This window comes from Streptomyces sp. AC550_RSS872 (assembly GCF_019049285.1).
GTDB lineage: Bacteria > Actinomycetota > Actinomycetes > Streptomycetales > Streptomycetaceae > Streptomyces.
The window spans coordinates 93958-119594 of record NZ_JAGMUL010000091.1; the positions used below are offsets into that span (position 1 = coordinate 93958).

The window sequence follows — 25637 nt, forward strand, 5'->3', positions numbered from 1 at the left end:
CCATGACGACGGGGTCGTTGTGCTTGACCGAGATCTTGATGTCCCGGAAGTCGTGCTCCTCGAAGAGCGACGCCTCCCACAGCGCGCTCTCGACCAACGCCTCCGGAGTCGCCCTGCCGTGCTTCTCCAGCAGACGGCGGTCCAGGGAGCCCGCGTTGACGCCGATCCGGATCGGAGTTCCGTGGTCCTTGGCGGCCCGCGCGATCTCCTTGACCTTGTCGTCGAACTGCTTGATGTTGCCCGGGTTGACGCGTACGGCCGCACAGCCCGCCTCGATCGCGGCGAACACGTACTTCGGCTGGAAGTGGATGTCCGCGATCACCGGGATCTGCGACTTGCGGGCGATGGTCGCCAGGGCATCCGCGTCGTCCTGTGTCGGGCAGGCGACGCGGACGATCTGGCAGCCGGACGCCGTGAGCTCGGCGATCTGCTGGAGGGTGGCGCCGATGTCGGACGTGCGGGTCGTGGTCATGGACTGGACCGAGACCGGGGCGTCGCCGCCCACGGGTACGGTCCCTACGCGAATCTGACGGCTGGTACGTCGTCGGGCCAGCCTCGGCGGCACCGTCGGCACTCCGAGAGCGACAGACATGGCAGTTCCCCAAGAAGGTCGGCCGGTCCGGGCGGACCGGGCGGTGGCTGATGACTGTGTGCCGTTGAGGGGCGTGGAAATGCTGGACACCCGGAGACAAGGCGCGGCAGCGGTCGGTCGGCGGAGTCATCACCGTGCGGGTGGGCGCCGACCGCCCGTCGGGGTTGCCCGGTGTCAGCCCACTGCGAGGGAGGCGGTGGCTCCCTGCCGGGCCTGCCATCCGGAGGGCAGGGATTCCAGCAGCGCGTGGGTGAGATGGCGAGGGGTGAGAGCGTTGGCCTCCAGGACGTCGGAGCGTGAGCCGTGGTCCAGGAAGCGCTGTGGGATACCGAAGACACGGACCGGCACGGCCGCTCCGGCGTCGCTCAGTGCCTGGGCGATGTGCGCCCCGACGCCGCCGACGCGGCCGTTGTCCTCGACCGTGGCGACCAGTCGGTGTTCGAGGGCGAGCCCCACGAGTTCGGGCGCGACCGGCTTGACCCAGCGGGGGTCCACGACGGTGACGCCGACGCCCTGCGCGGCCAGCCGGTCGGCGACCTCCAGGCAGGTGGCGGCCATCGCGCCCACCGAGACCAGGAGGACGTCGGGCTGCTCGCCACGGTGCAGGACGTCGATGCCCGCGAAGGTTTCGACGGCCGGGATGTCGTCGCCGCTGGCGCCTTTGGGGAAGCGCAGGGCGGTCGGGCCGTCGTCGCAGGCCACGGCCTCCCGCAGGGCGCGGCGCAGGGTGGTGGCGTCGCGTGGGGCGGCCAGCCGCAGGCCGGGGACCAGGTTCAGCAGCGACAGATCCCACATGCCGTTGTGCGAGGGGCCGTCGTCGCCGGTCACCCCGGCCCGGTCCAGGACGAAGGTGACCGGGGCGCGGTGCAGGGCCACGTCCATCAGCAGCTGGTCGAAGGCCCGGTTGAGGAAGGTGGCGTACAGCGCGACGACCGGGTGCACCCCGCCCAGGGCCAGCCCCGCGGCTGCGGTCACGGCATGCTGTTCGGCGATGCCCACGTCGATGACGCGCTCGGGGTGGCGGCGGGCGAATTCGCTCAGCCCGGTCGGGTCGAGCATGGCCGCGGTGAGGGCGACCACGTCCGGCCGGCCGGCGGCGAGGTCGGCGAGCTCACGGCCGAACACCGACGTCCACGAGGGCGTACCGGCCGCCTTCTTGGCGGAGGCGGCGCGCACGGCGTGGAAGCGGTCCGTCTCGTCCTGCTCGGCGGGGAGATGGCCGCGGCCCTTCTCGGTGACGCAGTGCACCACCACCGGCTTGCGCAGGGCGACGGCCGCGTGCAGCGCCGTCTCCACGGCCTCGATGTCATGGCCGTCCACCGGGCCGGCGTAGGCCAGCCCCAGACTCTCGAACAGGGCCCCGGGGGCGTCGCCCGCGCGCAGGTCGGCCAGGTGTCCGGCGATGGCGCCGGCGGTGGGGGCGTAGGAGCGGCCGTTGTCGTTGAGGACCACGACCACCGGGCGCTCGGGGGCCGCCGCGATGTTGTTGAGGGCCTCCCAGGCCATGCCCCCGGTCAGCGCGCCGTCGCCGACCACGGCCACCACGGCGCGGTCGCTCACCCCGCGGACGGCGTGGGCGCGGGCGAGGCCGTCCGCCCAGGACAGGGCAGTCGAGGCGTGGGAGTTCTCGATGACGTCGTGTTCGGACTCGGCACGGCAGGGATACCCCGACATGCCGCCGGTCTGGCGGAGCGTGGCCAGGGCCTCGGTGCGGCCGGTGAGGATCTTGTGGATGTAGGCCTGGTGGCCTGTGTCCCACAGGATCGTGTCGCGGGGCGAGTCGAATACGCGGTGCAGGGCTATGGACAGTTCGACGACCCCGAGGTTGGGGCCGAGGTGGCCGCCGGTGACGGTGCAGGTGTCCACCAGCAGCCGCCGGATCTGCGACGCCAGGGCACGGGCCGCGTGCGGGGACAGGGCGCGCAGGTCCTCAGGCCCCCGGATGTCCTCCAGGCGTGGCATGGCGCAACCCTCTTTCTCCAGTGGTGGATTCATCGCACCCCACCGGGTGCGGGCGTGACCTCACCGGCCAGCGGTGTCTGCGGCACCCGGCCGGTGACGGGGTCGGCCAGCCGGCCGGGCATGGAGAACACGACGTCCTCGGCGATGCCCCGCTGAAGCTCGACCTGGTCGAAGCCGAGTTCGGCGAGCCGGGCGACGAGCCCGTCGACGAGGATCTCCGGGGCACTGGCCCCGGCACTGATCCCGACCGACGACACTCCCTCCAGCCAGGCCGCTTCGAGATGCTGTTCGTCGGGCACCAGATGGGCGGCGGCGCCGTGGTCGCGGGCCACCTCGACCATGCGCAGCGAGTTGCTGGAGTTGCGCGAGCCGACGATCAGGACCAGGTCGTTGTCGCGTGCGAGGTCCTTGACGGCGTTCTGCCGGTTCTGGCTGGCGTAGCAGATGTCGTCGCCGGGGGTGAGCAGGTCGGTGAAGCGGGCGCGCAGGGCCTCGACGACCTTCGCGGTCTCGTCGAACGAGAGGGTGGTCTGGGTGAGGACGGCGACCGGGGTGTCGTCGGGCAGGCCGAGGCGCCGTACGTCGTCCTCGGTCTCGATGACGACGATGCGGTCGGGGGCCTCGCCGAGGACGCCCTCGACCTCCTCGTGGCCCTCGTGCCCGACGAGGAGGATGGCGCGGCCGTCCCGGGCGAAGCGCACCGCTTCCTGGTGCACCTTGGAGACCAGCGGGCAGGTGGCGTCGATGACTTCGAGCTGCCGGCCCGCGGCGGCGGACCGCACTCCGGGCGAGACGCCGTGCGCGGAGAACACGCAGACCGCGCCCTGCGGGACCTCCTCCTCGCTGTCGACGAAGACCGCCCCGCGTTTCTCCAGCTCCGAGACGATGTAGTGGTTGTGCACGATCTCCTTGCGCACGTACACCGGCGCCCCATGCAGGTCCAGTGCCCGCTCGACGATGCCGATGGCGCGCCGTACGCCCGCGCAGAAGCCGCGCGGCTGGGCCAGGACGACGTTCCCTTCGCTCACGTCGCGTCACCCCCGACCGGTGCGGGGACCGCGGAGGTCGTCCGGCGCGGGGTGCGCGTGTCCAGCCTCAGGCGCAGTCGGCGCGGGTGGTAGACGGTGGCCAGCGGGACCGGGCGGATGTCCATGCCGGGCTCGCAGGTGACCCGCCAGCGCCCGAGGATGGTGGCGAGCCCCAGGGTGGCCTCGGTGCGTGCGTAGAGGTCGCCGATGCACTTGCGGGCGCCGGTGCCGAAGGGCACGTAGGCGTGGCGGGAGGCCGGCGCGACACGGTCCGGGAGCCAGCGGTCGGGGTCGAACTTCTTGGGGTTGTCGAAGGCGTCCTCGTACTGGGCGACCGCGGCGGGGCTGAAGACGACGGTGGAGCCGGTGGGCAGCCGGCGGCCCGCGAGTTCGGTCTCCGCGGCGGTGAGGCGGGTGAACAGCCAGGCCGGCGGGTGCAGTCGCAGCGTCTCGGAGATGATCCGGTCGGCCAGGGAGAGGTTCGGCAGGTCGTCCCACTGCGGGGCTCGGCCGTCGAGGACGGTGTCGATCTCGTCGTAGAGCGCGGCCTCGATCTCCGGGTGCTGGGAGAGCAGGTAGAAGACCCAGGTGAGGGTGCCCGCGACGGTCTCGGTGCCGGCCGCCATGACGGTGATGACCTGGTCGTGGATCTCCGTGTCGCCGAGCCGGCCGCCGTCCTCGTCGCGGGAGGCGATCAGGGCGGCGAGCAGGTCGTCGCGCTCGGTGTCGGAGCTGCGGTAGTCGTCGATGAGCCGCTGGGTGGTCCGGTGGAGGAAGTCCAGGTTGCTCTTGTAGCGGCGCTGGGAGGGCAGGGGCAGCCGGCGGATCGAGGCCGGCAGGAACATCTGCCGGAACAGACCGTTCAGCACGACGTCGAAGGAACGTTCCACCTGCGCCGCCAGCTCCGGGCTGACCGGGGTGGAGTACAGGGTGCGGCCGACCGTGCGCAGGGCCATGCCGTACATCTCCTGGAACGCGTCGACGACCATGCCGTCCTGCCAGCGCGACGCCGTGGCCTCGATCTCGGCGTGCATGGCCTCGGCGTACCGCTTGAGCTGGCCGCGGGTGAACGCCGACTGCATCAGCCGGCGCTGACGGCGGTGGTCGGCGAACGGGCAGGTGACCAGGCCGTTGCCGGCGATGTCACGGGCGCGGTCGTAGAAGACGCCGCCCTTGTCGAAGATGCGGTCGTTGGTCAGGACGTGCCGCAGCAGTTCGGGGTGGGTGGGAACGTAGGCCGTGGTGGGGCCGATCCTGATCTCGACCAGATCGCCGTGGGCCGACAGCGAGGTCATGAAGTTCACGGGGTGCCGCATCATCTGGAGGGCGTGTCCCACGACGGGGAGCGCTCCGGGCGCCGCACCTGCCGAGAAAGTGGTCTGCTCGCTCATTCGATTCTCAACTTCCCGTATTCACTGGTCTGTTAGCGGCTGCACGGTGCGGCTAGCGGGCGGTGCTGCCCAGCTCCTCCAGGTAGCCCTGGGCACCGGCGGCGAGCGCGAACTCGGCGTCGTAGCGGCCCGAGGAGCGGTGCCAGTCATAGGAGCCGCGGATCACCGGGCGCACCGCGTCCGTGCGGTAGCGCTCCAGCGCCTCGCGTTCGGCCTCGTCGAGCTGGTAGATCTCGCAGACCTTCGGCAGGCACGACTCCAGCAGGAGGTACTGCTCCAGCCGGGCCCGCACCTCGCCCTGCATATGGGAGACGCTGCGGCTCTTGGACCAGCCGTGCTCCCGGCGCAGGATCATGACCATGTTGTTCTGCTCACCGCGGGCCTCCTCCTTCTCCAGGGAGGCGATGTCGTTGAGCATCAGATTGACGTCGACGGCGATCTGGAGCATCGCGGAGAGCACCGCGCTGTCGAAGACCCGGTGCGGCACCTCGAAGCGGCCCGCGCGCTCGGCGAGGTCCACCGTGGGCTGCACGCCGATGGTGTGCCGCCGCAGGGCGAGGTACTGCGCGGCGCAGTCGTACGGCTTGTTCCAGAACCGGCTCTCCGCCTCGTCGACGTATCCGTCGAAGTAGTTGCGCCAGTGCCGGGCGCTGCGCGCGCACCAGGCCGGCGTCATGCCCTCGCAGGTGCGCCGCCAGATGTCGGCGAACCCGTGTGCGATCGGGGGCGCCGAGGCGGTCAATGGTCCGTCCAGCGCGGCCGCCACCGCGTCGGTGAGGCTCTTGGCCTCCTCGGGGTCCTCGCCGCGCGGCCCGTCGAAGAGGTCGTCGAAGAGGAAGAACCACGACATCAGGTCGACGCCCAGGTCCAGATCCGCGCCGGTGGCGTGCGGGTAGAAGCGGGAGGCCAGGTCGGCGTAGCCGCCGCGCAGATGACGCTCGGCCGCCGCCTCGGACTTGATCAGTCCGAGCGAGCGCGGCCAGGCCAGCTGCTCGGCCTCGGCGCGGGCGTGATCCGGGCTCTGCCGGCCCGGCAGGGGTATGTAGAAGTCGACATCTTGGGGCATGGGGAAATCCTTGACGTGGGTGGGAGTGGGAGCGGAACGGGTGGCGCTCCGACGACGGGGAGGAAGGGGATACGGGTACGGGGATCAGGTCCGGTCGGTCTCACACCTCGCGGTCGACGACGAACCGTCCAAGCGCGAGGAGTTCGTCCCGCGCACCGGCGTCCAGCTCGACGCCGCGCAGCGCGTCCTCGGCCAGCGCCATCCGGCGGGCGGCCTCCGCCAGCGCCCAGTCCCGGCCGCCGGCACCCGCGATCAGGCCGGCCACGCGCCGCAGTTCCTCCTCGTCGGGTTCACCGGGAGTGGTGAGCCAGGCGGCCAGCTCGTCGCTGAGCGGGCCGTCCTGGTTCAGTGCGTAGCTCACCGGCAGGGACTTCTTGCGCGAGCGCAGATCGGAGTGGACCGGCTTGCCGGTGACGGCCGGGTCGCCCCAGATGCCGAGAACGTCGTCGACGAGCTGGAAGGCGACGCCGACCTGGTCGCCGTAGAGCGCCAGTGCGTCCACCGTCGCCTCCGGTGCCCCGGCGAGTACGGCGCCGATCGCGGCACTCGCCGACAGCAGCGCGCCGGTCTTGCCGGCGGACATGTCGACGCACTCCTCGACCGTGACGTGCGAGCGCTGTTCGAAGGACAGGTCCTGGACCTGGCCGCGGATCAGATGCCGGGTGGTGCGCGCCAGCAGCCGGGCGGCGGGCGCCGCCGTCGGCAGCCCGGTGTCCAGCAGCACCTCCTGAGCGAGCGCCAGCATCGCGTCACCGGTCAGGATGGCGCTGGAGGGACCCCACAGCTTCCACACCGTGCGCCGGTGGCGGCGCTCCTCGTCGCCGTCCATCAGATCGTCGTGCACCAGGGAGAAGTTGTGCACGAGCTCCACGGCGACGGCGCCGGGCAGAGCGACCTCCGGCGGTGCGCCGACCGCCTCGGCCGACAGCAGCGCGAGCGCCGGCCGTACGGCCTTGCCGGCGTCGGCGCTGGTGGGCGCGCCGCCGGCGGTGATCCAGCCGAAGTGGTAGGCCGCCTGGTGACGTGAGCGGTGGTCGAGCCGGTCGACGGCGGCGCGCAGCGCCGGGGTGATCGTGACCCGGCTGTGGCTGAGGCAGGCGGGGGCGGTGCTCATGCGGCGACCTCCGCACGCCAGGGGTCGGTCGGGTCGTCGAAGATACTGACGACCTGGCGCATGATGCGCCGTTCGGCCGGGTCGAAGGCCTGCTTGGCGTGGACGGTGCCGAGCTGGTCCCACATGACGATGTCCCCGGGCTGCCAGGTGTGGGCGTAGGTGTACTGGGGCTTGCCCGCGTGCGACAGCAGTTCGTCGAGCAGCTTGCGGCTGTCGTCGGGGGCGAGGTCCACGATCCGCTTGGTGTTCAGGGTGCTGATGTAGACCGACTGGCGGCCGGTGCGCGGATTGCGGGCGATCAGCGGGTGGATGGTGGAGGTGCCGTCCTCGGGCTGGATCTGTTCGGTGCTCTCGCCGAGGGACACCTCGCCCTGGAGCTCCTCCTCGATGGTCTCCTCGTACCCGGTGCGCAGGGCGTGGCGGACACGGTAGGAGTGCAGGCGCCGGCGCTCTTCGGGCGACAGCGACTCGTACAGGGCGTACATGTCGGTGAAGAGGGTCTCCCCGCCGCCGGAGGACGGCACTTCCACGGCCTCCAGGAAGCCGACCTGGGAGACGCGGGGGCGGAAGGAGTAGTCGGTGTGCCAGCCCATCCACTCGGCGTCGCCGACGCCGATCTTGTGGCCGTCCTCCACCAGGTTGGAGACGATCAGGATCTCGTTGTGGTCGGGGTGGGCGCCGCTGGTCAGACCGGTCTTCGGGATGTACCCGAAGCGGCGGCCGAAGGCCAGGAACTCCTCGTCGGAGGGGGTCTCGTGGCCGCGGAAGACGAGGACGAGATGCGCGTCGAGTGCCGCCCAGATCTCCTCGAACTGGGCCTTGTCCATGTCGCCGGTGACAGGGGCGCCGTGCACGACGGCGCCGAGAGCGGCGCCGGGTATCGGCGTTACGTCCATGGGCGTTGCCGCCTTTCGCAGAAGGGTGGGGACAGTCAGCGCAGTTCGAGGCCGGCGAGGTCGCCCGCCTCGCGCCAGCGCCTGAGGATGTTCACGAACTCCACCGAGCCGCCGCCGTAGCTGGAGTTGAGCAGGGGCAGTCCGCTCGGGTCGCCCTCGTTGTTGTAGAGGCCGGGCGTGCAGTTCTCCAGGAAGTCGAGGTCGTTGGAGGCGAGCCGGAGGATCTCCTCGACCCATTCCTTCTCGCCGGCTTCGGAGGCCTCCACGACCTGGTGGCCGCGCTCCTCGACGCACTTGACGATGTGCGCGAGGTGCCGGGTCTGCTCTCCCAGCATGTAGGCGATGTTGACGTGCCGGCCGGCCTGGACCTTGGACAGGATGAAGCAGTTGGGGAAGCCGTTCACCTGGAGTCCGTGCAGGGTGTGCGCCCCGTCCGCCCACTTCTGCGACAGCTTCACGCCGTCGCGGCCGACGATGTCGTAGCCGGCGCGGTCGGTGTACGGGACGGCGAACTCGTGCTCGTAGCCGGTGGCGAAGACCAGGCAGTCGACCGGGTACTCCCGGCCGTTCGCGACCACCCCGGCCGGGGTGAGCCGCTCCACGCCCTGCCCCTGGGTGTCGACCAGGGTCACATTGGGCCGGTTGAAGGTCTGGAGGTAGCCGTCGTGGAAGCAGGGCCGCTTGCAGTACACGCGGTAGTACGGCTTCAGCGCGGCGGCGGTCGCGGGGTCGGTGACGACGCTGTCGATGCGGGCGCGCAGCTCCTCCATCTTGAGGAAGTCCGCCCGCTCGGCCGCGAGCGCCCGCTCCTTCGGGTCGCCCCCGGTGTCGCCGGTGGGCAGGATCGCCGCGGCCAGCTTGGCCGTGGTCTGGGTCCAGCGGTCCTGGACCAGATCCTCGTCCTGCGGGATGCCGGAGGTCAGCGCGTGGAAGTTCTCCATCCGGCGCTGCTGCCAGCCCGGTTCGAGGCGGTCCGCCCAGTCGGGCGGGGTGGGCCGGTTGCCGCGGACGTCGACCGCGGCCGGAGTGCGCTGGAAGAGGACGAGCTGCTCGGCCCACTCGGCGAGGTGCGGGGCGAGCTGGATGGTCGTCGAGCCGGTGCCGATGACGCCGACCTTCTTGTCCTTCAGCTTGGTCAGGCCGCCGGTGCTGTCGCCGCCGGTGTAGTCGAAGTCCCAGCGGCTGGTATGGAAGGAGTGCCCGGCGAACGTCTCCAGGCCCGGCAGCGCGGGGAGTTTGGGGCGGTGCATCAGACCGATCGACATGGCCACGTACCGGGCCCGGATCAGATCGCCGCGGTCGGTGCTCACCAGCCACTTCCCGGCGGCCTCGTCCCAGCGCAGCTCGGTGACGGTGGTCTGGAAGAGGGCGTCGCGGTAGAGGTCGTACTTGTGGGCGATCCGTTGGAGGTGGGCGAAGATCTCGGGCCCGGTGGAGTACTTCTCGGTGGGTATCGTGCCGATCTCTTCGAGCAGCGGCATGTAGATGTAGCTCTCGACGTCGCATCGGACGCCGGGGAAGCGGTTCCAGTACCAGGTGCCGCCGACGTCGCCGGCCTCGTCGATCAGCCGGATGCGCTCCAGGCCGGTCTCCTTGCGCAGATGGGCGCCGGTCAGCAGGCCTCCGATGCCGGCGCCGACGACGGCGACGTCCACCTCGTCGGTGAGCGGCTCGCGCTCCTGCCGTTCGGTGTAGGGGTCTCGCGCGTAGCGGCTGAAGTCACCGCGCGCGAACTGGTAGGTGCGACCGACGCTGCGCTTGTCGCGTTCCTGCCGGTATTTCTCCCTCACCGCTTCCAGGTCGATGGTCAGTGCTTCATCGTTTCGGTCGTCGCTTTCGGCGCGTGCCACTGCTCCTCCTCGGGGGAAGGGGGCGGAAGGGAAACATGACGCCATACGTCGTCGAACTGATCGCGCAGCCGCAGCGGCGCGTCGGAGTTGCTGAAGAGATAGAAGCGGTCGGAGCCCAGGGCCTCCCACACGAGTCCGGCGACGTCCTCGGCGCTCACCGAGGTGTCGCCGCCCGCGCCGCGCGGGGCCGTCAGGCCTTGGACCATGGGGGTGTCGACCCGGCCGGGACACAGCACCGACACCCGGATCCCGGTGCCCCGCAGATCGGCGCGCAGACTGCGGGCGACCGCGAGGTCGGCGTGTTTGGAGGCGGCGTAGGCGGCACTGCCCGCGCCGACGACGAAGGCGGACATCGAGGCGGTGTGGATCAGATGGGCGGGCCGGCCGCGCTCCAGCAGCCGGGGGACGAAGGCGCGGGCCACCAGGACGTGCGCCCAGTGGTTCACCTCGAAGACCTGCCGCATCCGCTCGAGCGGCACCTCCCACAGGGGCTGTCCCACGGGGCCGAGGACCCCGGCGTTGTTGCACACCACGTCGATGTCGCCGAGCAGGTCGAACGCCGTGTCCGCGAGCCGTTCGACGGCGTCCGGGTCGGTCAGGTCGGCGGTCACGGCGGTGACCTGAGCGCCCTGTGCGGTGAGTTCGGCGGCCCGGCGGTGCAGTGCGTCGCCTTCGACGTCCGCCATGACCACGCCGCCGCCGGCCCGTGCGAAGCGGGCGCTGAGGGCGAGGCCGATGCCGCTGGCCGCGCCGGTCACCACGGCTGTCCTTGTCGGTAAGTGCACTTGGCTGTCTTCCGCTTTCTGCTCGCGGGTACACCGAAGGACGGCGCGCCGTTGCCAACGAGAAGGTCTGGATCGGATCGCGCCGTTCGAGGGCGCGGGTGTCAGCTGGGGTCGGGGAGCTTCAGACTGATCACGAGAACGGTCACCGAGAAACATGTCAACAGGGCGAGAACGAGCACGGCCGCCGACGCCGTCGACAGCGAACCGGCCAGGGAGACATAGAGGGTTCCGCCGACGGTCGCACCCAGCGCGGTCGCCATCTGCTGGCTGGTCACCAGCACACCGCTGCCCATGCCGGCCTGCGCGGAGGGTACGTCGGCGAGGATCATCCGGAACAGCGTAGGGCCGGTCAGCGCCGCGCCTACGCCGTAGAAGCCGATCCCGACGAGCACGAGCGCCAGGGAGGGATGCGGCCAGCCCAGCCACATCACCAGCGCGAGCAGCAGTAGGCCCGCGCTCTGGACGAGGGCGCCCAGGGTGACGATCCGCCCGCCCAGGGCCGCCGCGATCCTCGGGGTGAACAGCGTCACCGCGAAGAACGCCACGGCGAACGGCGCCAGCCCCCCGCCGGATTCGAGCCCGTCGAAGCCGAAGTGCCCCTGCGCGATCAGCGCGTAGACGAACAGGAAGGCGCCGAAGCCGGCCGAGAACGGCACCATCGCCGCCAGCCCTCTGCGCATCCCCTTATGGGACAGCACCGACGGGGACAGCAGGGGTGAGCCGCCCCGCGCCTCCAGCCCGCGTTCGGCCCGTACCAGCGCCAGCGCCCCCACCGCGGCGACCGCGACCAGCGACCACAGCCACAGCGGCCAGTCCAGTTCGGGGCCCGCCACGACCACGGCCAGGGCACAGACCATGGTGACACCGAACAGGAAGGTGCCCAGTGGGTCGAAGCCCGGCTTCGCGTCGGCCCTGGTCGCGGGGACGCGCCGGACGGCCAGCAGCGCGGCCGCTCCGATCGGCACATTGATCGCGAAGACCGACCGCCAGCCGATCCCGGCGATGTCCAGCGAGACCAGCAGCCCGCCCAGGATCTGCCCGATGACCATGCCGAGAGCCGCGGTCGCGCCGTACAGGCCGATCGCCCGGGCGCGCGCCTGGCCCACGGTGGCTGCCTGGATCGTCGCCAGCACCTGCGGTACGAGCATGGCGGCGGCCGCACCCTGCAACAGGCGTGCCACAACGAGGAACTCGATGGTCGGGGCGAGTCCGCACAGCGCCGAGGTAACGGTGAACGCCGCGAGCCCGTAGGCGTACAGGCGCCGTCTGCCGTAGGCGTCGCCCAGCCGTCCGCCCAGCACCAGGCCGAGGGCGTAGGTGAGGCCGTAGCCGGACACCACCAGCTCCAGTGCGGCGGGGCCGCCGTGGAGGTCGTCACTGATCGACGACAGCGCCACATTGACGATGGAGGCGTCCACGATGGACAGGGCGTATCCGATGAGCACCACCACGAGGGCGATGCCGCTGAGCCCCGCGCCGGCCGGTTCCGTACCGGCCGAGGGCTCCGGGGTCGCGTTGGGCTCCTTGAGAGGGGGGAGGCCCTCGCGTTTCGTCATGCGCTGCCTACCAGGCGTTTGTGGGGGGACGGTTGGGGCGGGTGCGGAGTAACAACGTCACTCGGTGGTGGTGGGGGTACCGGTGATCTTCGACAGGATTCCCTTGGAGGCGTCCTTCGCGGACTCCGGCCAGGGAGTCAGGGAGTTGAACCCGCGGTGCGAGGACGCGGGCTGGATGCGGGTGTCCATCGACATCCGCATGCCGGCCGGGTCCACCGAGACGTTCGGGATGGACTTGTGACACATGAAGGCGTGGAAGATGATCACGTCGCCCGGTTCCATGGGCGAGAACAGCAGCTGCTCGTCCGCGCCGAACTCCTCCGCCGGGATACCGCGCACCGCGTGGCCGAAGCGGCGGAAGTTCTCGGTGACGACGTGCTCGCGCGGGCCCTTCTTGTGGCTGCCGTCGGCGACGGCGACGCCGCCTATGTCGCGGGTCGTCGGGAGCAGCGGTATCCAGGCGGTGCGGAAGTCCTTGTTCGGGCCGATGTAGAAACCGTCCTGGTGCAGCGGCGTCAGGAAGCTCGGCTCCGCGGAGCCCGCGGCGGAGGGGTAGTAGCGGATCGTCGTCGACTTGAAGACGAAAACGGGCTCGCCGAAGACCTTCTCCCAGAGCTTGAGGGTCGAGGGGTGGTTCCACAGGTCGTCGTACTTGACGTAGTCGTGCATCGCCACCTCGTCGACCGCCTCGAAGGACTCGATGGTGAGGGTGTCGAGCGTGGTGCCGGGGGCGGCGTGGCCGAGTGCGATCAGGCCCCCGAGCATCTGCTCGGCGGCGGTCCGCACGAGTTCACGGTCCAGTGCGCCGCGCAGATAGAGGTAGCCGTGCTCGTCGTAGAACCGGTCGAGAGCCTCACGGTCGTCGAGAAGAGGCGTGGAGTCGACGTAGTCGCTGAAAGTGTCCGTCATGGTTCCTTGTCCTCGTGACGTCTGTGCGTGGGGGAAGGAGCGTCAAATGTCCGGGCGGGCCGACGGCTTCGCTCTTGCGGTAGATGCCACCTATGACCTTGAACGGTGGACGGCTGTGTTTTCGCTCGTGCAATGCCACCTAGAAGGTGACGGGGATTTCATCGAACCCGCCGGTGATCCGGTGCTCCTGCCAGCGCAGCGACTCCTCGGGTACCGCGAGCCGCAGGTTGGGCAGTCTGCGGAACAGCCGCTCGAACACCGCGGTCAGCTCGATCCGGGCCAGCACGCGGCCGATGCAGTGCCGGGTGCCGTGCCCGAATGCCATGTGTGACTTGGGCTTGTCCCGGGTCAGGTCGAGCAGGTCGCCGTTGGGGAACGCCCGGCCGTCGATGTTGGCCGCGCCGATGGCCAGCATCACCGCGTCCCCGGTCCGGATCACTGTCTCGCCGACGGTGATGTCGCTGTGCGCGTAGCGGGGTATCAGCGCATTGGATCCCTTGCCGCCAACGGCCAGGCGCAGGATCTCCTCGACCGCAGCCGGTGCGAGTTCGGGATTCTCGGCCAGCAGGGCACGCTGGGCCGGATTGCGCAGCATCAGCAGGACGCCCAGGTCGATGCGCACAATGGTGGTCTCATAGCCGAACAACAGCACGGCGCAGCCCAGTTGGGCAATGTACTCGTCGGACAGTGTGCCGTCCTTCTCGGCGATCAGCTCGGACAGGATGTCGTCGCCCGGCTCGGTTCGCTTGCGCACCACCAGTTCCGTCACGTAGTCGACAACCTGTTGAAAGGTATTCACCGAGTGCTGGCTGTCGCTCTGGTCGAATGTGCCTCGCGCCCACTGCCCGATCCGCTCCCGGTCGTCCAACGGCACGCCGAGCAGATCGCAGACCACCATGGTCGGCAACGGGAACGACAACGCGCGGTGCAGGTCGACCGGCGCGGTGCAGGCGGCCAACTGGTCGAGCAGTTCGTCCACATGATGCTCGATCCGGGTCTTCATCAGGCGCATCCGGCGCGTGGAGAAACGGGGCACAAGCAGCTCACGCATCTGTGGATGCCTGGTGGCCTCGGTGTCGTAATCGTCCCCGGCCATCAGCGCCATCATGGTGATCCTGGCCGTGTTCTTGGCCGCCCGCTCCGGCTTGGGATCGCTGAGACCGAGTCGGCGGTCGGAGAGCAGTGCCTTCACCTCGTCGTAGCGCGTGACCAGCCAGGCATCTTCACCGGCGGTCCGCACCCTGGCGATCGGCCCCTCCTGCTGAAGTGCGCGCATCTGGGGCGCGATGCCGAGACCGGCTGGGTTGTCGAACGGTAACCTCGGAAGTTCCTTCATTCAGTCTGTCCTCGTGGCGTCGTGCATGGGATTCATCGGGGATCCGGGCACGCAGACGGCATCGGCGGCGTCGGGTGCGCTGCGCGCCGGTTTACGGGCGCGCCGAAGCGGCGGCCGCCGCTCGGCGGACGACCGTTGCTGACGTGCGGGTGGTGCACGGGCCGGCGAGAACTACAGAGACGACCCGATGAGCAGCGCCAGGTCGATGAGACGGTTGGAGTAGCCCCACTCGTTGTCGTACCAGCCGACGACCTTGACCTGCGGGCCGGACACCCGGGTGAGCCCGGCGTCGAAGACACAGGAGGCCGGGTCGCCCACGATGTCGGTGCTGACCAGCGGCGCGTCCACGGAGGAGAGCAGTCCCTTGTACGGTCCCGAGGCCGCAGCCGCGTACGCCTCCTTCACCTCGTCCACGGTGGTGCGGCGGCGGGTGGTGACCGTAAGGTCGGTGACCGAGCCGGTGGGGACGGGCACCCGCAGGGCGAAGGCGTCCAGCCTGCCCGCGAGTTCGGGCAGGACCAGGCCGATGGCCTTGGCGGCGCCGCTGGAGGTGGGCACGATGTTCAGGGCCGCGGCCCGGGCCCGGCGCAGGTCCTTGTGCGGGGCGTCCTGGAGGTTCTGGTCCTGCGTGTAGGCGTGGACCGTGGTCATCATGCCGGTGTCGATGCCGACGGCGTCGTGCAGCACCTTGGCCAGTACGGCGAGACAGTTGGTGGTGCAGGAGGCATTGGAGATGATGGTGTGGCGCTCGGGATCGTAGTCACCGTCGTTGACACCCATCACCACCGTGATGTCCTCGCCGCTGGCCGGAGCGGCAATGATGACCTTCTTCGCTCCGCCTTCGACGTGTGAGCGCGCCTTCGCGGCGTCGGTGAAGATGCCGGTGGACTCGATCACGATGTCCACTCCCAGGTCGCCCCAGGGAAGGTCGCCGGGGTCGCGCTCGGCGAGGACCTTGATCGTCCGGTCACCCACGCGGATCGCGTCCGGCTCGGCGGTGATCTCCTCGGGGAAACGCCCCAGAATCGAGTCATGGGCGAGCAGGTGGGCCATCGTGGGCACGTCGCCCAGGTCGTTGACGGCGACGATCTCCAGCTCCGAACTCCGCGCGGCCGCCGCGCGGAAGACGTTGCGGCCGATGCGCCCGAAGCCGTTGATGCCGATTCGCACAGTCATTGGCGTGTTCCTCACCTAGCGCTCTACAAGTCCACTGACGCGCCGTTGCGCCGAGGTGCGATGCAGACCGCGCGCCTGGACGAGACGCAAGCACGCGATCGATCGGGAGCTTATATAAGGTTGCGATACATTTCCAGGGTGACTTCTACTCAGCGTGCCGACAGCAACACCGACTTGGATGTCGGTGACCTCACCAGGGCGATCGAGAACTTCAACCGCTACTACATCCGGCTTCCCGAGGTGCAGAAGCTGTCGTTCACGACGCTGTCCGTGCTGGACACGCTGGCCGTCAGCGGTCCGAAGCGGCTGACCGAACTCGTCACGACCGAGCAGATCAGCCAGCCAGGGCTCACTCAGCTGGTCACCCGGCTCGAGCGCGACGGTCTCGTGGAACGCCGCCCCGACCCGACGGATGGACGCGCCGTCCTCGTCCGCATCACCGAAAACGGCCGGAAGATCGGCCAGGCCCGGCACGAGGACCGGGGCCGTCACCTGATCCCGCTGATCGCCCAGCTGACGTCCACGGAACGACAGGCGATCGCCGCGGCTCTGCCCGCCCTGACCCGCCTGGCGGAACTCGGGGCCGAAGCCAGACGGTAAGGCCCAGTCCCTTCCTCGAACGTGTCGGCCATGCCCACGGACCGACGACGAGGGACTACGGTCCCTTACGTCGGACGCTGCGCCGCCACGGTCCAGCGCGGCGCTTGCGTGGCCCTACGGATCCTGGAGACGTTCCGTAGCCTTCCAGCGTCATGCCGCATGCTGCGGTACGGCCACCCATCCGGCCTCCGCAACAGGCCCGCGCCGTTACAAGTTGAGGCGATCCGGTTGCAGGAGGAGGAGCTGCTGCCCTGGCGGCTCGTTGCGGGCGAGGAGATCACCGGTCATCCGCCCGGCGCCCTGAGCGGGACGCCCGGGGCTTCGCATCCACCGCGCGCAGCGCGTCGTCGCGTTCGGCGACCCGGGCCTCGGTGCGGTGGCCGCGCGTGATGTGGTTACGGACGAGGAGCTCCACGGCGTCCTGAGGGCTGCCCGCCCCCACCGGGCGGGTCGAATATCCATTCGCCGCCTGAACGGCGCCGTCCTACTCTCGGCAGCATGACCAAGCCCCTCGTCGCCCTCCTCAGCGGCGCCGGTATCTCGACCGACTCGGGGATCCCCGACTACCGCGGCCCGAACGGGCTGTGGCGGCGCGATCCCGAGGCCGAGAAGCTCGTGACGTACGAGTACTACATGGGTGATCCGGAGATCCGGCGGCGCTCCTGGCAGATGCGGCGGGGGAACCGCACGCTCAAGGCCGAGCCCAATGCGGCGCACCGGGCGGTGGCCGAGCTGGATCGGTCCGGGGTGCCGGTGCGCGTCATCACGCAGAACGTGGACGGGCTGCACCAGCTCGCCGGGATGCCCGCCCGCAAGGTGCTCGAACTGCACGGCAGCGCGCGCAGTGTGCTGTGCACGAAGTGCCATGCGCGCGGGCCGATGGAGGACGCCCTCGCCCGGGTGGAGGCCGGTGAGGAGGATCCGCCGTGCCTGGAGTGCGGCGGGATCCTGAAGTCCGCGACGGTGATGTTCGGCGAGCGGCTCGATCCCGTGGTCCTCGGCGAGGCCGTCGCGATCACCAAGGCCTGCCAGGTGTTCATCGCCGTCGGCTCCAGCCTCCAGGTGCAGCCCGCCGCCGGCCTCGCGGGCGTCGCCGCCGACCACGGTGCCCGGCTGGTCATCGTCAACGCCGAGCCGACGCCGTACGACGACCGCGCCGACGACGTCGTACGGGAACCCATCGGCACGGCGCTGCCGAGGCTCCTGCGCGAACTCGCCGACGGGCCCTAGAACAGGGCCGTCCCGCTCTCGAAGTCCAGCAGGCGCTTCTTACGGTCCAGGCCTCCGCCGTATCCGGTGAGGCTGCCGTTCGCGCCGACGACACGGTGGCAGGGGACGATGATGCCGATCGGGTTCTTGCCGTTGGCGAGGCCGACCGCGCGGGAGGCGCCGGAGTTGCCCAGGGCGTCGGCGAGTTGGCCGTAGGAGCGGGTCTCGCCGTACGGGATCCTGCGCAGTTGCTCCCAGACGCGGCGTTGGAACGGTGTGCCGAGGAGGCGCAGTTCGACCGTGAAGTCCTTCAACTCGCCTGCGAAATACGCCTCCAGTTGGTCCGTGGTCTCGTCGAAGACGGAGTCGTCGCGAGTGCCGAAGGTCTCCTCGTGCGGGCGGTGGCGCTGCTCGGTCATGTAGAGGCCGCACAGGACGCCGTCCTCGGCTACGAGGGTGAGCGGGCCGTAGGGGCTGTCGATCACGGTGTGCTGTTTCACTGACTTTCCTTACACGGGGAGGAAGTTGATCGGGTGGCTGTCCGTCGCCCACAGGTACTGGACGGCGTACGCCCGCCAGGGGCGCCAGGCGGCCGCCCGGGCCGTGAGGGCCGCCGGGGTCGAGGGGAGGCCCAGCTCCTGGGCGGCGCGGCGGATTCCGAGGTCGGTGGGGAGGAAGGCATCGGGGTCGCCGAGGGCACGCATCGCGATGACGTCGACGGTCCAGGGCCCGAATCCGGGGAGGGCCAGGAGGCGGGTCCGGGTCTCCGGCCAGTCGCTGTCGGGGCCCAAACGCACCTCGCCGTCGGCCAGTTGACGTACCAGGGTGGTGAACGTCGTGCGGCGTGTGCGGGGCATCGCCAGGGACTCCGGGTTCACGGAGGCCAGCGCCTCGGGGGCCGGGAAGAGGTGGGTGAGGCCGCCTTCGGGGTCGTCGATGCGCTCGCCGTGGGCGGTGACCAGACGGGCCGCATGGGTGCGGGCGGCGGCCGTGGAGACCTGCTGGCCGAGCACGGCCCGTACGGCGAACTCCGCCTCGTCGACCGTGCGCGGCACCCTGCGGCCCGGCGCCTTGTCGACCAGAGGCGCGAGCACGGGATCCGTGCGCAACTGGTCGTCGATCGCCACCGGATCGGCGTCCAGGTCGAGCATCCGGCGGCACCGGCTGATCGCGACGGTCAGATCGCGCAGGTCGCCGAGGGTGAGGCGGCAGGCGATGTGGTCGGGCTGGGGTGACAGGGACACGAGGCCGTGGCCGTACGGCAGCCTGAGCGTGCGCCGGTAGGCGCCGTCCCGCCATTCCTCGACCCCGGGGACGGCGGTCGCGGCGAGGTGGCCGAAGAGGCTGTCGGGGTTGAGGGGGGCACGGAACGGGAGGCGGAGGGTCAGGGCGCCCGCGGTGTTCGGTGGGGTGCCCGGGGTGCTGCGGGGTGCGCGGGCGCGCAGGTCGGTCGGGGCGAGGGCGAAGACCTCGCGGACGGTGTCGTTGAAGGTGCGGATGGAGGCGAAACCGGCCGCGAAGGCTATGTCCGCCATGGGCAGGGGCGTCGTCTCGATGAGGAGGCGGGCCGCCTGGGCGCGCTGGGCGCGGGCCAGGGCGAGCGGGCCGGCGCCCAGCTCGGCGAGGAGTTGGCGTTCGATCTGCCGGGTGCTGTAGCCGAGCCGGGCGGCGAGGCCGGGCACGCCCTCGCGGTCCACGACGCCGTCCGCGATCAGCCGCATGGCGCGGGCCACGAGGTCGGCGCGCTGGTTCCACTCCGGGGAGCCGGGGCTCGTGTCCGGGCGGCAGCGCTTGCAGGCCCGGAACCCGGCCTGCTGGCAGGCTGCGGCGCTCGGGAAGAACCGCATGTTCGCCGGCTTGGGCGGGACCACCGGGCAGCTGGGCCGGCAGTAGATCCCGGTCGTCACGACCGCCGTGAAGAACCAGCCGTCGAAACGGGCGTCCTTGGACTGGACGGCGCGCACGCAGCGCTCGGTGTCGGTGTGCATCCCCTTCTGCATGTGTCCAGCATCGGCTACGTGGGGCGACGAGGGCTGGCGAGTATCCGACATCAACCTCGTCTGCGCTGGGAGCCGCCGGATCGCCTCATGCGACCTCGGGTGTCCCACATGAAGAATCATTCATGTGTTCGCGTACGATGAGTAAGATACCCACATGGGTCATGGAGCCGTCACCACCGCGCAGGACGCCCCGGAGCGTGTACGTCTGGACGCGGCCAACGTGGCCAAAGTAGCGACCACCCTCCAGGCCCTTTCCACGCCGTCCCGTCTGCTGATCCTGGCGCGGCTGCGCGAGGGGCCGCTGCCGGCCACGGAGCTCGCGGCAGAGGTGGGCATGGAGCAGTCCGCCTGCTCGCACCAGCTGCGCCTGCTGCGCAACCTCGGCCTGGTGGTGGGTGAGCGGCGCGGCCGTTCGGTCGTCTACGCACTGCACGACCACCATGTCGCCGAGCTGCTCGACCAGGCCGTGTACCACGTGGAGCATCTGCGGCTGGGCATCAGCGACGCGGCCGAGTGAGCCCGGTCGTCACGACGCCGTCGGGCCCGGAGTCGGACCCACGCCCCGCAACTGCTGGATCTTCCCGCCCAGTCGGGCGCGTAGCTGCTCCAGCAACGCCGGTTTCGCGCTGACGACCCAGCGGGTGCCGACGAGGTACTCGCCGCCGTAGACGGCGGCCGCGTCCAGCCAGGTGAGCTTGAACTTCTCCTGCGGGAACGTCGTGATGAGGTAGTCGCCCTCCTTGGTGTGGCAGACCCCCTCGCGCAGTTCGTCCGCGTCGGTCCGGATCTTGACCTTGCAGCCCGTCAGGCCGGCGATCACCTCCACCTTGGCCGGGGCCACGACGCCGGCCACGGTGGCGGAGACGTTCGACGGGCTGCTCTTCGTGGCGGCGGCCCCGTCCTCGCCTCCGCCGCACGCGGTGGTCGACAGGACAAGGGCCAGACCGGCGGTCGCGGTCGCGATACGGGCGCTGCGGCGGATGCGTCCTCGGTGTGACTGCACGAAGCTTCCTCGGTGTGACTGTGACTGCACGAGAGGTGGTACGGATCAACGCCGGGAGCCGTTCACCCCGGAGGTCACGTCGCTCCGGTCGGCAGCGGCCAGGGTCCCCGGTCGCCGAGGCGGTGCACGGTGATCAGGTCGGCCCGGCCGGCCAGGAGCGGGGCGAGCCGCTGGTCGGGCCAGAGGCGCGGGGCCCGGTCAGGAGCGGGTGCCAGCCAGGGCCGGCGATCCGTGTCCGGAGGCCGCGCGGCAGGTCGGGCAGGCGGTCCCCGGCCCGGGGGCCATGGCGGGGCGGCCGGGCGGCCGTCGTCGAGACGGGGCTGCGGCGGTAGTGGATGCCGAGTTCGGAGACGGTGCGGAAGATCCGTCGACGGGGTGTCGGTCACCCCGATGGAGCGCCTCCAGGGTGCGCGGCTGGATGCCGAGGGCCCGGGACTCGTGTACCCGGTCGAGTGAGCGGTCGACGACACGGAACCCGGTGCCGTGTTCGCGCAGTTGCGCGGCGAGCGCGAGCCCTGTGGGGCCCGCGCCCACCACCAGCACGTCCAGCGAGGCCGTCATCCCTCCACGGTGGTCAGGCCCGGCGCGCACACGCGAGCGGCGACCTCGGCGAGGCTCGGCAGGCCGGTCAGCGGACCTGCGCCGCGAATGCCTCGTACGCCCGCTCGTCGAAGAGGACGAACCGGACCTCCTCGACGTCGGTCTCCGCGGACCGCACCGCCTCCACGGCGATGCGCGCGGCGTCCTCCAGCGGATAGCGGTAGACGCCGGTGGAGATCGCCGGGAAGGCGACGCTGCGGGCACCGAGTTCGTCGGCGACGCGCAGGGCCTCCCGGTAGCAGGAGGCAAGAAGGTCCGAGCGGTCCTCCTCGGCGGAGAAGACCGGGCCCACGGTGTGGATCACCCAGCGTGCGTCCAGTTCCCCCGCCGTCGTGGCGACCGCCCGCCCCGTGGGCAGGCCCTTGCCGTACCGGGAGGCGCGCAGCTTGCGGCACTCGTCGAGGATGGCGGGGCCGCCGCGGCGGTGGATCGCGCCGTCCACGCCTCCCCCGCCGAGGAGGGAGGAGTTCGCGGCGTTGACGATCGCGTCGGCGCTCTCCCGAGTGATGTCGCCCTGGACGAGCCTGATGGTGGTCATGGCTGCCTCTATAGCAGGTCAGCCCGGCCTCCGCAGGTTCACTGCCAGGCGACCGGCAGCGAGCGCACCCCGTGGACCGTACTCGTCGAGAGGGCGAGCGACTCGGGCGGGGCCGTCATGCGCAGGGACGGAAACCTGCGGAACAGGGTGGACGGACCGAGCCGGAGTTCGGTGCGGGCCCCGGCGGACGTCGAGGGCGTCGGGGTCGGCGTACACGGCCGGGTCCGCAGCGCCCTCGGGCGGCGGGTATGAGCCGTCGTACGGCGGCGGGTTCGGCCGTCACCTTGGCGAGGCTCTGGTCCAGCCAGGCGCGGGCCGTGGGGTCCAGTACGGCGATCAGGGCGGGGTGGGGGTTCGGCGGGGCCGCGGCGGAGGCGCGGTCGGGACAGCCATGGAGGAACACCCTCTGCGAGGTGGGAGGGGTGGGGCTAGAAGGAGAGCGGGAGGGGGTACACCCCCTAGCCGGCAGCGCGCAGGAACTCGATCGAGCGGCGGGCGACGTCGGGCGCGTCGAGCGAGCCGCCCTGGATCTCCACGGAGACCAGACCGCGGTGGTGCATCGCCCGCAGGGCGTGCAGGACGGGCGGGAAGTCGATCTCGCCGACGCCGAATTCGAGGTGCTGGTGGATGCCGCGCCGCATGTCCTCGATCTGCACATTGCGCAGAAGCGGCGCCGCGTCGCGCACACAGTCGAGCACGGAGCGGCTCTCCACGCAGTGCGCGTGACCGATGTCCAGGGTGATCCCGAACAGCTCGTGCCCGTCGACCAGTTGGGCGAGCCGCAGGCAGCGCTCCACGGTGTCGACGAACATGTACGGCTCCGGCTCGAAGGCCAGCGCCACCCCGTACGTCTCCGCCGTCTCCAGCACGGTCTCGACACCGGCCACGAGCCGCTTCCACGCGTCCCGCTCCGGCAGCCCGTCCGGCGCGGGGCCGCTGCACAGATGCACGGTGGGCGAGCCGAGGTCCGCCGCGATGCGCAGGGCGCGCCGCAACAGGTCGACCCTCGGCTCGGAGCCGTCGGACATCAGCGTGGGCAGGTGCTTGCCCCAGGGGTCGAGGAAGTACGGCGCACCGGTCTCCACCGTCACGTCCAGGCCGTGCCGGGCGAGTTGCCGCGCGAGGTCGCTGACGCGTCGGGGCAGGTCGTCGGCGTACGGGGCGAGATGGCCGTGGTCCAGGGTGAGCGCGACGCCGTCGTAGCCGAGGTCGGCGAGAACGACGAGGACGTCGGAGAGCCGGTGGTGGGCAAAGCCGTTGGTGCCGTAGCCGAACCTGAGCGGTGTGGCGGGAGAGGTGGAGGGAGCACTGGGGGGAGGTCTCATGGTGCGGGTTCCTCACACGGAGCGTGTGGTGGGTCTCAGGTGGGCGATATGCGCCGGGCGAGCCGTCGCGCGAGGGGATGGATCACACCGAGCGCCGCGGCGACACCCGGCGCCCCACCGCGCGCGGTCAGCGCGGCCTGCAAGGGCATCAGCCCGAGAATCCCGGCCCCCACGGCCCGCCGCACGTTCTCCCCCGACGGCTCCCGCACGGCACGGACTTGAGCGGAACCATAGGTACCGAGATAGGCAAGGGCACCGGCGGCGGTGACGATATTCCGCGGCTTCTTGGAGCGGGCCGCCACAGCAACGCCCTTAAGGGGCGCGGGGAACTGCGCGACAAGCCCAGACGGCGCCGCAGCCGCTCGGCAACCCTTCGCAGCACCCCCTGAGGCGCCTTGCTCGACCGGAACGGCCCCCGCAGCCAGGGCAGTCAACGCGGACACGGCAAGCGTCGCCGAAGGCACCCGCACCGGCGCCCCGCCGATCTCATGCCGGCTGAGTGCCATCAACGTCCCGGTGTGCACACCCACCAGCCCGGCGGGCACCGCAGCACGCCGCAGCGCAGCACCGACCGACTCCGCACCGGCCCCGGGCACCGCGGCCCCGGCCAGCACATCCAGCACCCGGGCACCCGCCATGGCGAAGCCCCCCGCCGGCGTGGACTTGAGCTTCAGGTCGTACGCCCACACCAGCCCGGCCAGGGGAAGCGCGACACCCACACTGCGCCGACCCCCCGCCGCGGCGGCGAGACCGAGCCCCGCCGCGGTCAGCGACCCGGCCACGGCCAGCGCCGTACGACGCGGAACGCGCCCTGACGGCACAGGTCGCCCCGGCCTCTCGACGGAGTCCACCGCGGCATCGGCATAGTCGTTGAGGGCCATGCCGGCCCAGTAGAGACAGACGGAGGAAGCGATCACTCCGAAGGTACGGGCGCCCAGCGGGCGTCCGGCGGCGGCCGCTCCCGCGATCACGTCACCGGGCACACTCAGCGCGGCCGGCGCTCTGACGAGCAGGGCGAGGTCGCTGAGGCGGACGGCAGACCGGCATTCGAAGCGGGCAACCGCTTTCCGATCTTTCATGGGCGGCACCCTACTCGCGGCTGTTGAGCATCAGGAACCCATCGTCCGGAAATAGGAGTGACAAAGAGGACACAGAATTCCCTTACCGTGAAACCCGAACTCCCGGTACACGTGGACCGTTTGACCGGTCTCACGGCTCCTGCCGCAGCCGACGCCACACCGCCTTGGCCGCGTTGTGCCCTGACATCCCGTGCACGCCCGGCCCGGGCGGGGTCGCCGAGGAGCAGATGAAGACCGCCGGGTGCGGGGTGCCGTAGGGGAAGAGCGACAGCTTGGGCCGGAGCAGGAGCTGAAGGCCGGAGGCCGCACCGGAGGCGATGTCGCCGCCGACGTAGTTGGCGTTGCGGGCGGCGAGTTCGGCCGGGCCGGCGGTCGCGCGGGCGAGGACGCGGTCGCGGAACCCCGGGGCGAAGCGCTCCAGTTGGCGTTCGAGGGCGTCGGTGAGGTCTCCGGTCCAGCCGTTCGGCACATGGCCGTACGCCCAGAAGACATGCCTGCCCTCGGGGGCCCGCGTGGGGTCGACGAGGCTGGGCTGCACCGTGATCATGAACGGCTTGTCGGGTGCCCGGCCCTCCCGGGACGCGGCGCGCAGCGCGGTGCCGATCTCGGCGCGGTCCCCGCCGATCTGCACGGTGCCGGCGCGCCGGGCCTCCGGCGCGGTCCACGGCACCGGGCCGTCCAGCGCGTAGTCGATCTTGAAGGCGGCAGGGCCGTAGCGGTAGCCCTCGTAGTACCGGCCGAGGCCTGCGATGCGGGCCAGCGCGGTGGGTGAGGTGTCGAAGACGTACGCGCGCGCGGGCGGCAGGTCGTCGAGCCGCTTGACCTCGTAGTCGGTGTGGACGGTTCCGCCGAGGTCCTCGAGATACGCGGTGAGGGCGTCGGAGATCGACTGGGAGCCACCGCGGGCCACGGGCCAGCCGCGGGCGTGGGCTGCGAGGGCGAAGACCAGGCCGATGGCGCCGGTGGCGAAACCGCCGAGCGGGGCCATGACGTGCGCGACGAGGCCGGAGAACAGGGCCTTGGCCCGCTCGTCGCGGAAGCGGCGCATCAGCCACGTGGACGGGGGCAGCCCGAGGAGGCCGAACCGGGCGAGGGTGACCGGGTCGCGTGGCAACGCGGTGAGGGGCAGGGACATGAAGTCGCGGGCGAGTGTGTCCCACTTGGCCAGGAACGGCGCGACCAGCCTGCGGTACGTCCCCGCGTCGCGCGGGCCGAAGGAGGCGGCGGTCTCGGCGACGGAGCGGGACAGCACGGCGGCGGTGCCGTCGGCGAAGGGGTGCGCCATGGGCAGTTCGGCGTGCAGCCAGTCGAGCCCGTAGCGGTCGAGCGGCATGGTGCGGAACACGGGCGAGTTGATGCCCAGGGGATGCGCGGCGGAGCACGGGTCGTGCCGGAAGCCGGGGAGGGTCAGCTCCTCGGTGCGGGCTCCGCCGCCGACGGTGTCACGCGCCTCGAACACGGCCACGGAGAAGCCGCGGCGGGCCAGCTCCACGGCAGCGGTCAGTCCGTTCGGCCCCGCACCCACCACGACCGCATCGAGCATCGACGGCACCTTCGGACTCCTTCGTCAGCCGATGGCCTTGAAGGATCAGGATATGCCGGGCCACTGACAGCGCAGGGGC

At 71.0% G+C, this 25637-nt stretch carries 25 protein-coding genes; 3 read left to right on the top strand and 22 right to left on the bottom strand.

Going from position 1 to position 25637, the window contains the following annotated elements; genetic code table 11:
- The 13 genes from KUM44_RS45815 to gap all read right to left on the bottom strand — a co-directional run.
- Positions 1–592, bottom strand: a 592-nt coding sequence (locus KUM44_RS45815; protein WP_254390261.1) for a flavodoxin-dependent (E)-4-hydroxy-3-methylbut-2-enyl-diphosphate synthase, incomplete at its 3' end; no start/stop codon positions are given.
- A gap of 174 nt (positions 593–766) precedes the next feature.
- Entirely contained in the window at positions 767–2554 is a 1788-nt protein-coding gene (locus tag KUM44_RS29110; protein WP_217212624.1) for a 1-deoxy-D-xylulose-5-phosphate synthase, read from the bottom strand.
- 29 nt (positions 2555–2583) lie between these two features.
- Entirely contained in the window at positions 2584–3582 is a 999-nt protein-coding gene (locus KUM44_RS29115; protein WP_217212626.1) for a 4-hydroxy-3-methylbut-2-enyl diphosphate reductase, read from the bottom strand.
- Entirely contained in the window at positions 3579–4973 is a 1395-nt protein-coding gene (gene ptlI, locus KUM44_RS29120) for a pentalenene oxygenase (protein WP_217212628.1), read from the bottom strand. The genes KUM44_RS29115 and ptlI overlap by 4 nt, the downstream gene beginning before the upstream one ends.
- Before the next feature lie 52 nt (positions 4974–5025).
- Positions 5026–6039 (bottom strand): pentalenene synthase, encoded by a 1014-nt coding sequence (gene ptlA, locus KUM44_RS29125; RefSeq protein WP_217212630.1) that lies wholly within the window; start codon positions 6037–6039, stop codon positions 5026–5028.
- Positions 6040–6139: 100 nt separating this feature from the next.
- Positions 6140–7153: a polyprenyl synthetase family protein gene (locus tag KUM44_RS29130; RefSeq protein ID WP_217212632.1), complete on the bottom strand. Its 1014-nt coding sequence runs from the start codon at positions 7151–7153 to the stop codon at positions 6140–6142.
- Positions 7150–8049, bottom strand: coding sequence for a neopentalenolactone/pentalenolactone F synthase (gene ptlD / locus KUM44_RS29135; protein ID WP_217212634.1), 900 nt, complete (start codon positions 8047–8049; stop codon positions 7150–7152). The genes KUM44_RS29130 and ptlD overlap by 4 nt, the downstream gene beginning before the upstream one ends.
- Positions 8050–8084: 35 nt before the next feature.
- Complete coding sequence (gene ptlE, locus KUM44_RS29140; protein WP_374202085.1) at positions 8085–9839, bottom strand: neopentalenolactone/pentalenolactone D synthase; 1755 nt, start codon at positions 9837–9839, stop codon at positions 8085–8087.
- A gap of 17 nt (positions 9840–9856) precedes the next feature.
- Positions 9857–10657, bottom strand: coding sequence for a 1-deoxy-11-beta-hydroxypentalenate dehydrogenase (gene ptlF / locus KUM44_RS29145; protein WP_308402752.1), 801 nt, complete (start codon positions 10655–10657; stop codon positions 9857–9859).
- 128 nt (positions 10658–10785) lie between these two features.
- Positions 10786–12240, bottom strand: a complete 1455-nt coding sequence (locus KUM44_RS29150) for an MFS transporter (RefSeq protein ID WP_217212639.1) — start codon at positions 12238–12240, stop codon at positions 10786–10788.
- A 57-nt stretch (positions 12241–12297) separates the two neighbouring features.
- Complete coding sequence (gene ptlH, locus KUM44_RS29155) at positions 12298–13149, bottom strand: 1-deoxypentalenic acid 11-beta-hydroxylase (protein ID WP_217212640.1); 852 nt, start codon at positions 13147–13149, stop codon at positions 12298–12300.
- Between the two features lie 139 nt (positions 13150–13288).
- On the bottom strand, positions 13289–14485 hold the full coding sequence (gene penM / locus KUM44_RS29160) for a pentalenolactone synthase (protein ID WP_217212642.1): 1197 nt from the start codon (positions 14483–14485) through the stop codon (positions 13289–13291).
- Positions 14486–14656: 171 nt separating this feature from the next.
- On the bottom strand, positions 14657–15661 hold the full coding sequence (gap, locus tag KUM44_RS29165; RefSeq protein WP_217212643.1) for a type I glyceraldehyde-3-phosphate dehydrogenase: 1005 nt from the start codon (positions 15659–15661) through the stop codon (positions 14657–14659).
- A gap of 138 nt (positions 15662–15799) precedes the next feature.
- Here gap and KUM44_RS29170 point away from each other — a divergent pair, with 138 nt between their 5' ends.
- The gene (locus KUM44_RS29170; RefSeq protein ID WP_308402753.1) at positions 15800–16261 is read left to right on the top strand and encodes a MarR family transcriptional regulator; all 462 of its coding nucleotides are present in this window, start codon (positions 15800–15802) and stop codon (positions 16259–16261) included.
- 277 nt (positions 16262–16538) lie between these two features.
- Here the strand turns inward: KUM44_RS29170 and KUM44_RS29175 are convergent, their stop codons facing one another.
- The gene (locus KUM44_RS29175; RefSeq protein WP_217212648.1) at positions 16539–16703 is read right to left on the bottom strand and encodes a hypothetical protein; all 165 of its coding nucleotides are present in this window, start codon (positions 16701–16703) and stop codon (positions 16539–16541) included.
- Positions 16704–16759: 56 nt separating this feature from the next.
- Here KUM44_RS29175 and KUM44_RS29180 point away from each other — a divergent pair, with 56 nt between their 5' ends.
- The gene (locus KUM44_RS29180; RefSeq protein ID WP_217212650.1) at positions 16760–17491 is read left to right on the top strand and encodes a Sir2 family NAD-dependent protein deacetylase; all 732 of its coding nucleotides are present in this window, start codon (positions 16760–16762) and stop codon (positions 17489–17491) included.
- Here the strand turns inward: KUM44_RS29180 and KUM44_RS29185 are convergent.
- Both KUM44_RS29185 and KUM44_RS29190 read right to left on the bottom strand, forming a co-directional pair.
- Positions 17488–17970: a methylated-DNA--[protein]-cysteine S-methyltransferase gene (locus KUM44_RS29185; RefSeq protein WP_217212651.1), complete on the bottom strand. Its 483-nt coding sequence runs from the start codon at positions 17968–17970 to the stop codon at positions 17488–17490. The two genes, KUM44_RS29180 and KUM44_RS29185, sit on opposite strands and share 4 nt — an antisense overlap.
- Positions 17971–17979: 9 nt before the next feature.
- The gene (locus tag KUM44_RS29190) at positions 17980–19458 is read right to left on the bottom strand and encodes an AlkA N-terminal domain-containing protein (RefSeq protein WP_217212809.1); all 1479 of its coding nucleotides are present in this window, start codon (positions 19456–19458) and stop codon (positions 17980–17982) included.
- 166 nt (positions 19459–19624) lie between these two features.
- On the opposite strand from KUM44_RS29190, the gene KUM44_RS29195 reads away from it, so the two are divergent.
- Positions 19625–19987, top strand: a complete 363-nt coding sequence (locus tag KUM44_RS29195) for a metalloregulator ArsR/SmtB family transcription factor (protein ID WP_217212654.1) — start codon at positions 19625–19627, stop codon at positions 19985–19987.
- Positions 19988–19996: 9 nt separating this feature from the next.
- Here KUM44_RS29195 and KUM44_RS29200 read toward each other — a convergent pair whose 3' ends face one another.
- The 6 genes from KUM44_RS29200 to KUM44_RS29225 form a co-directional block, all read right to left on the bottom strand.
- Entirely contained in the window at positions 19997–20473 is a 477-nt protein-coding gene (locus KUM44_RS29200) for a hypothetical protein (RefSeq protein WP_308402754.1), read from the bottom strand.
- Positions 20474–20671: 198 nt separating this feature from the next.
- Positions 20672–21034, bottom strand: coding sequence for an FAD-dependent monooxygenase (locus tag KUM44_RS45825; protein ID WP_254390262.1), 363 nt, complete (start codon positions 21032–21034; stop codon positions 20672–20674).
- A 67-nt stretch (positions 21035–21101) separates the two neighbouring features.
- Positions 21102–21611: an O-acetyl-ADP-ribose deacetylase gene (locus KUM44_RS29210; RefSeq protein ID WP_217212656.1), complete on the bottom strand. Its 510-nt coding sequence runs from the start codon at positions 21609–21611 to the stop codon at positions 21102–21104.
- A gap of 458 nt (positions 21612–22069) precedes the next feature.
- Entirely contained in the window at positions 22070–22936 is an 867-nt protein-coding gene (locus KUM44_RS29215; protein WP_217212658.1) for a sugar phosphate isomerase/epimerase, read from the bottom strand.
- Positions 22937–22971: 35 nt separating this feature from the next.
- Positions 22972–24015, bottom strand: a complete 1044-nt coding sequence (locus KUM44_RS29220) for an SCO3242 family prenyltransferase (protein ID WP_217212660.1) — start codon at positions 24013–24015, stop codon at positions 22972–22974.
- Between the two features lie 130 nt (positions 24016–24145).
- Complete coding sequence (locus tag KUM44_RS29225) at positions 24146–25558, bottom strand: NAD(P)/FAD-dependent oxidoreductase (protein ID WP_217212662.1); 1413 nt, start codon at positions 25556–25558, stop codon at positions 24146–24148.
- Positions 25559–25637: the final 79 nt, after the last annotated feature.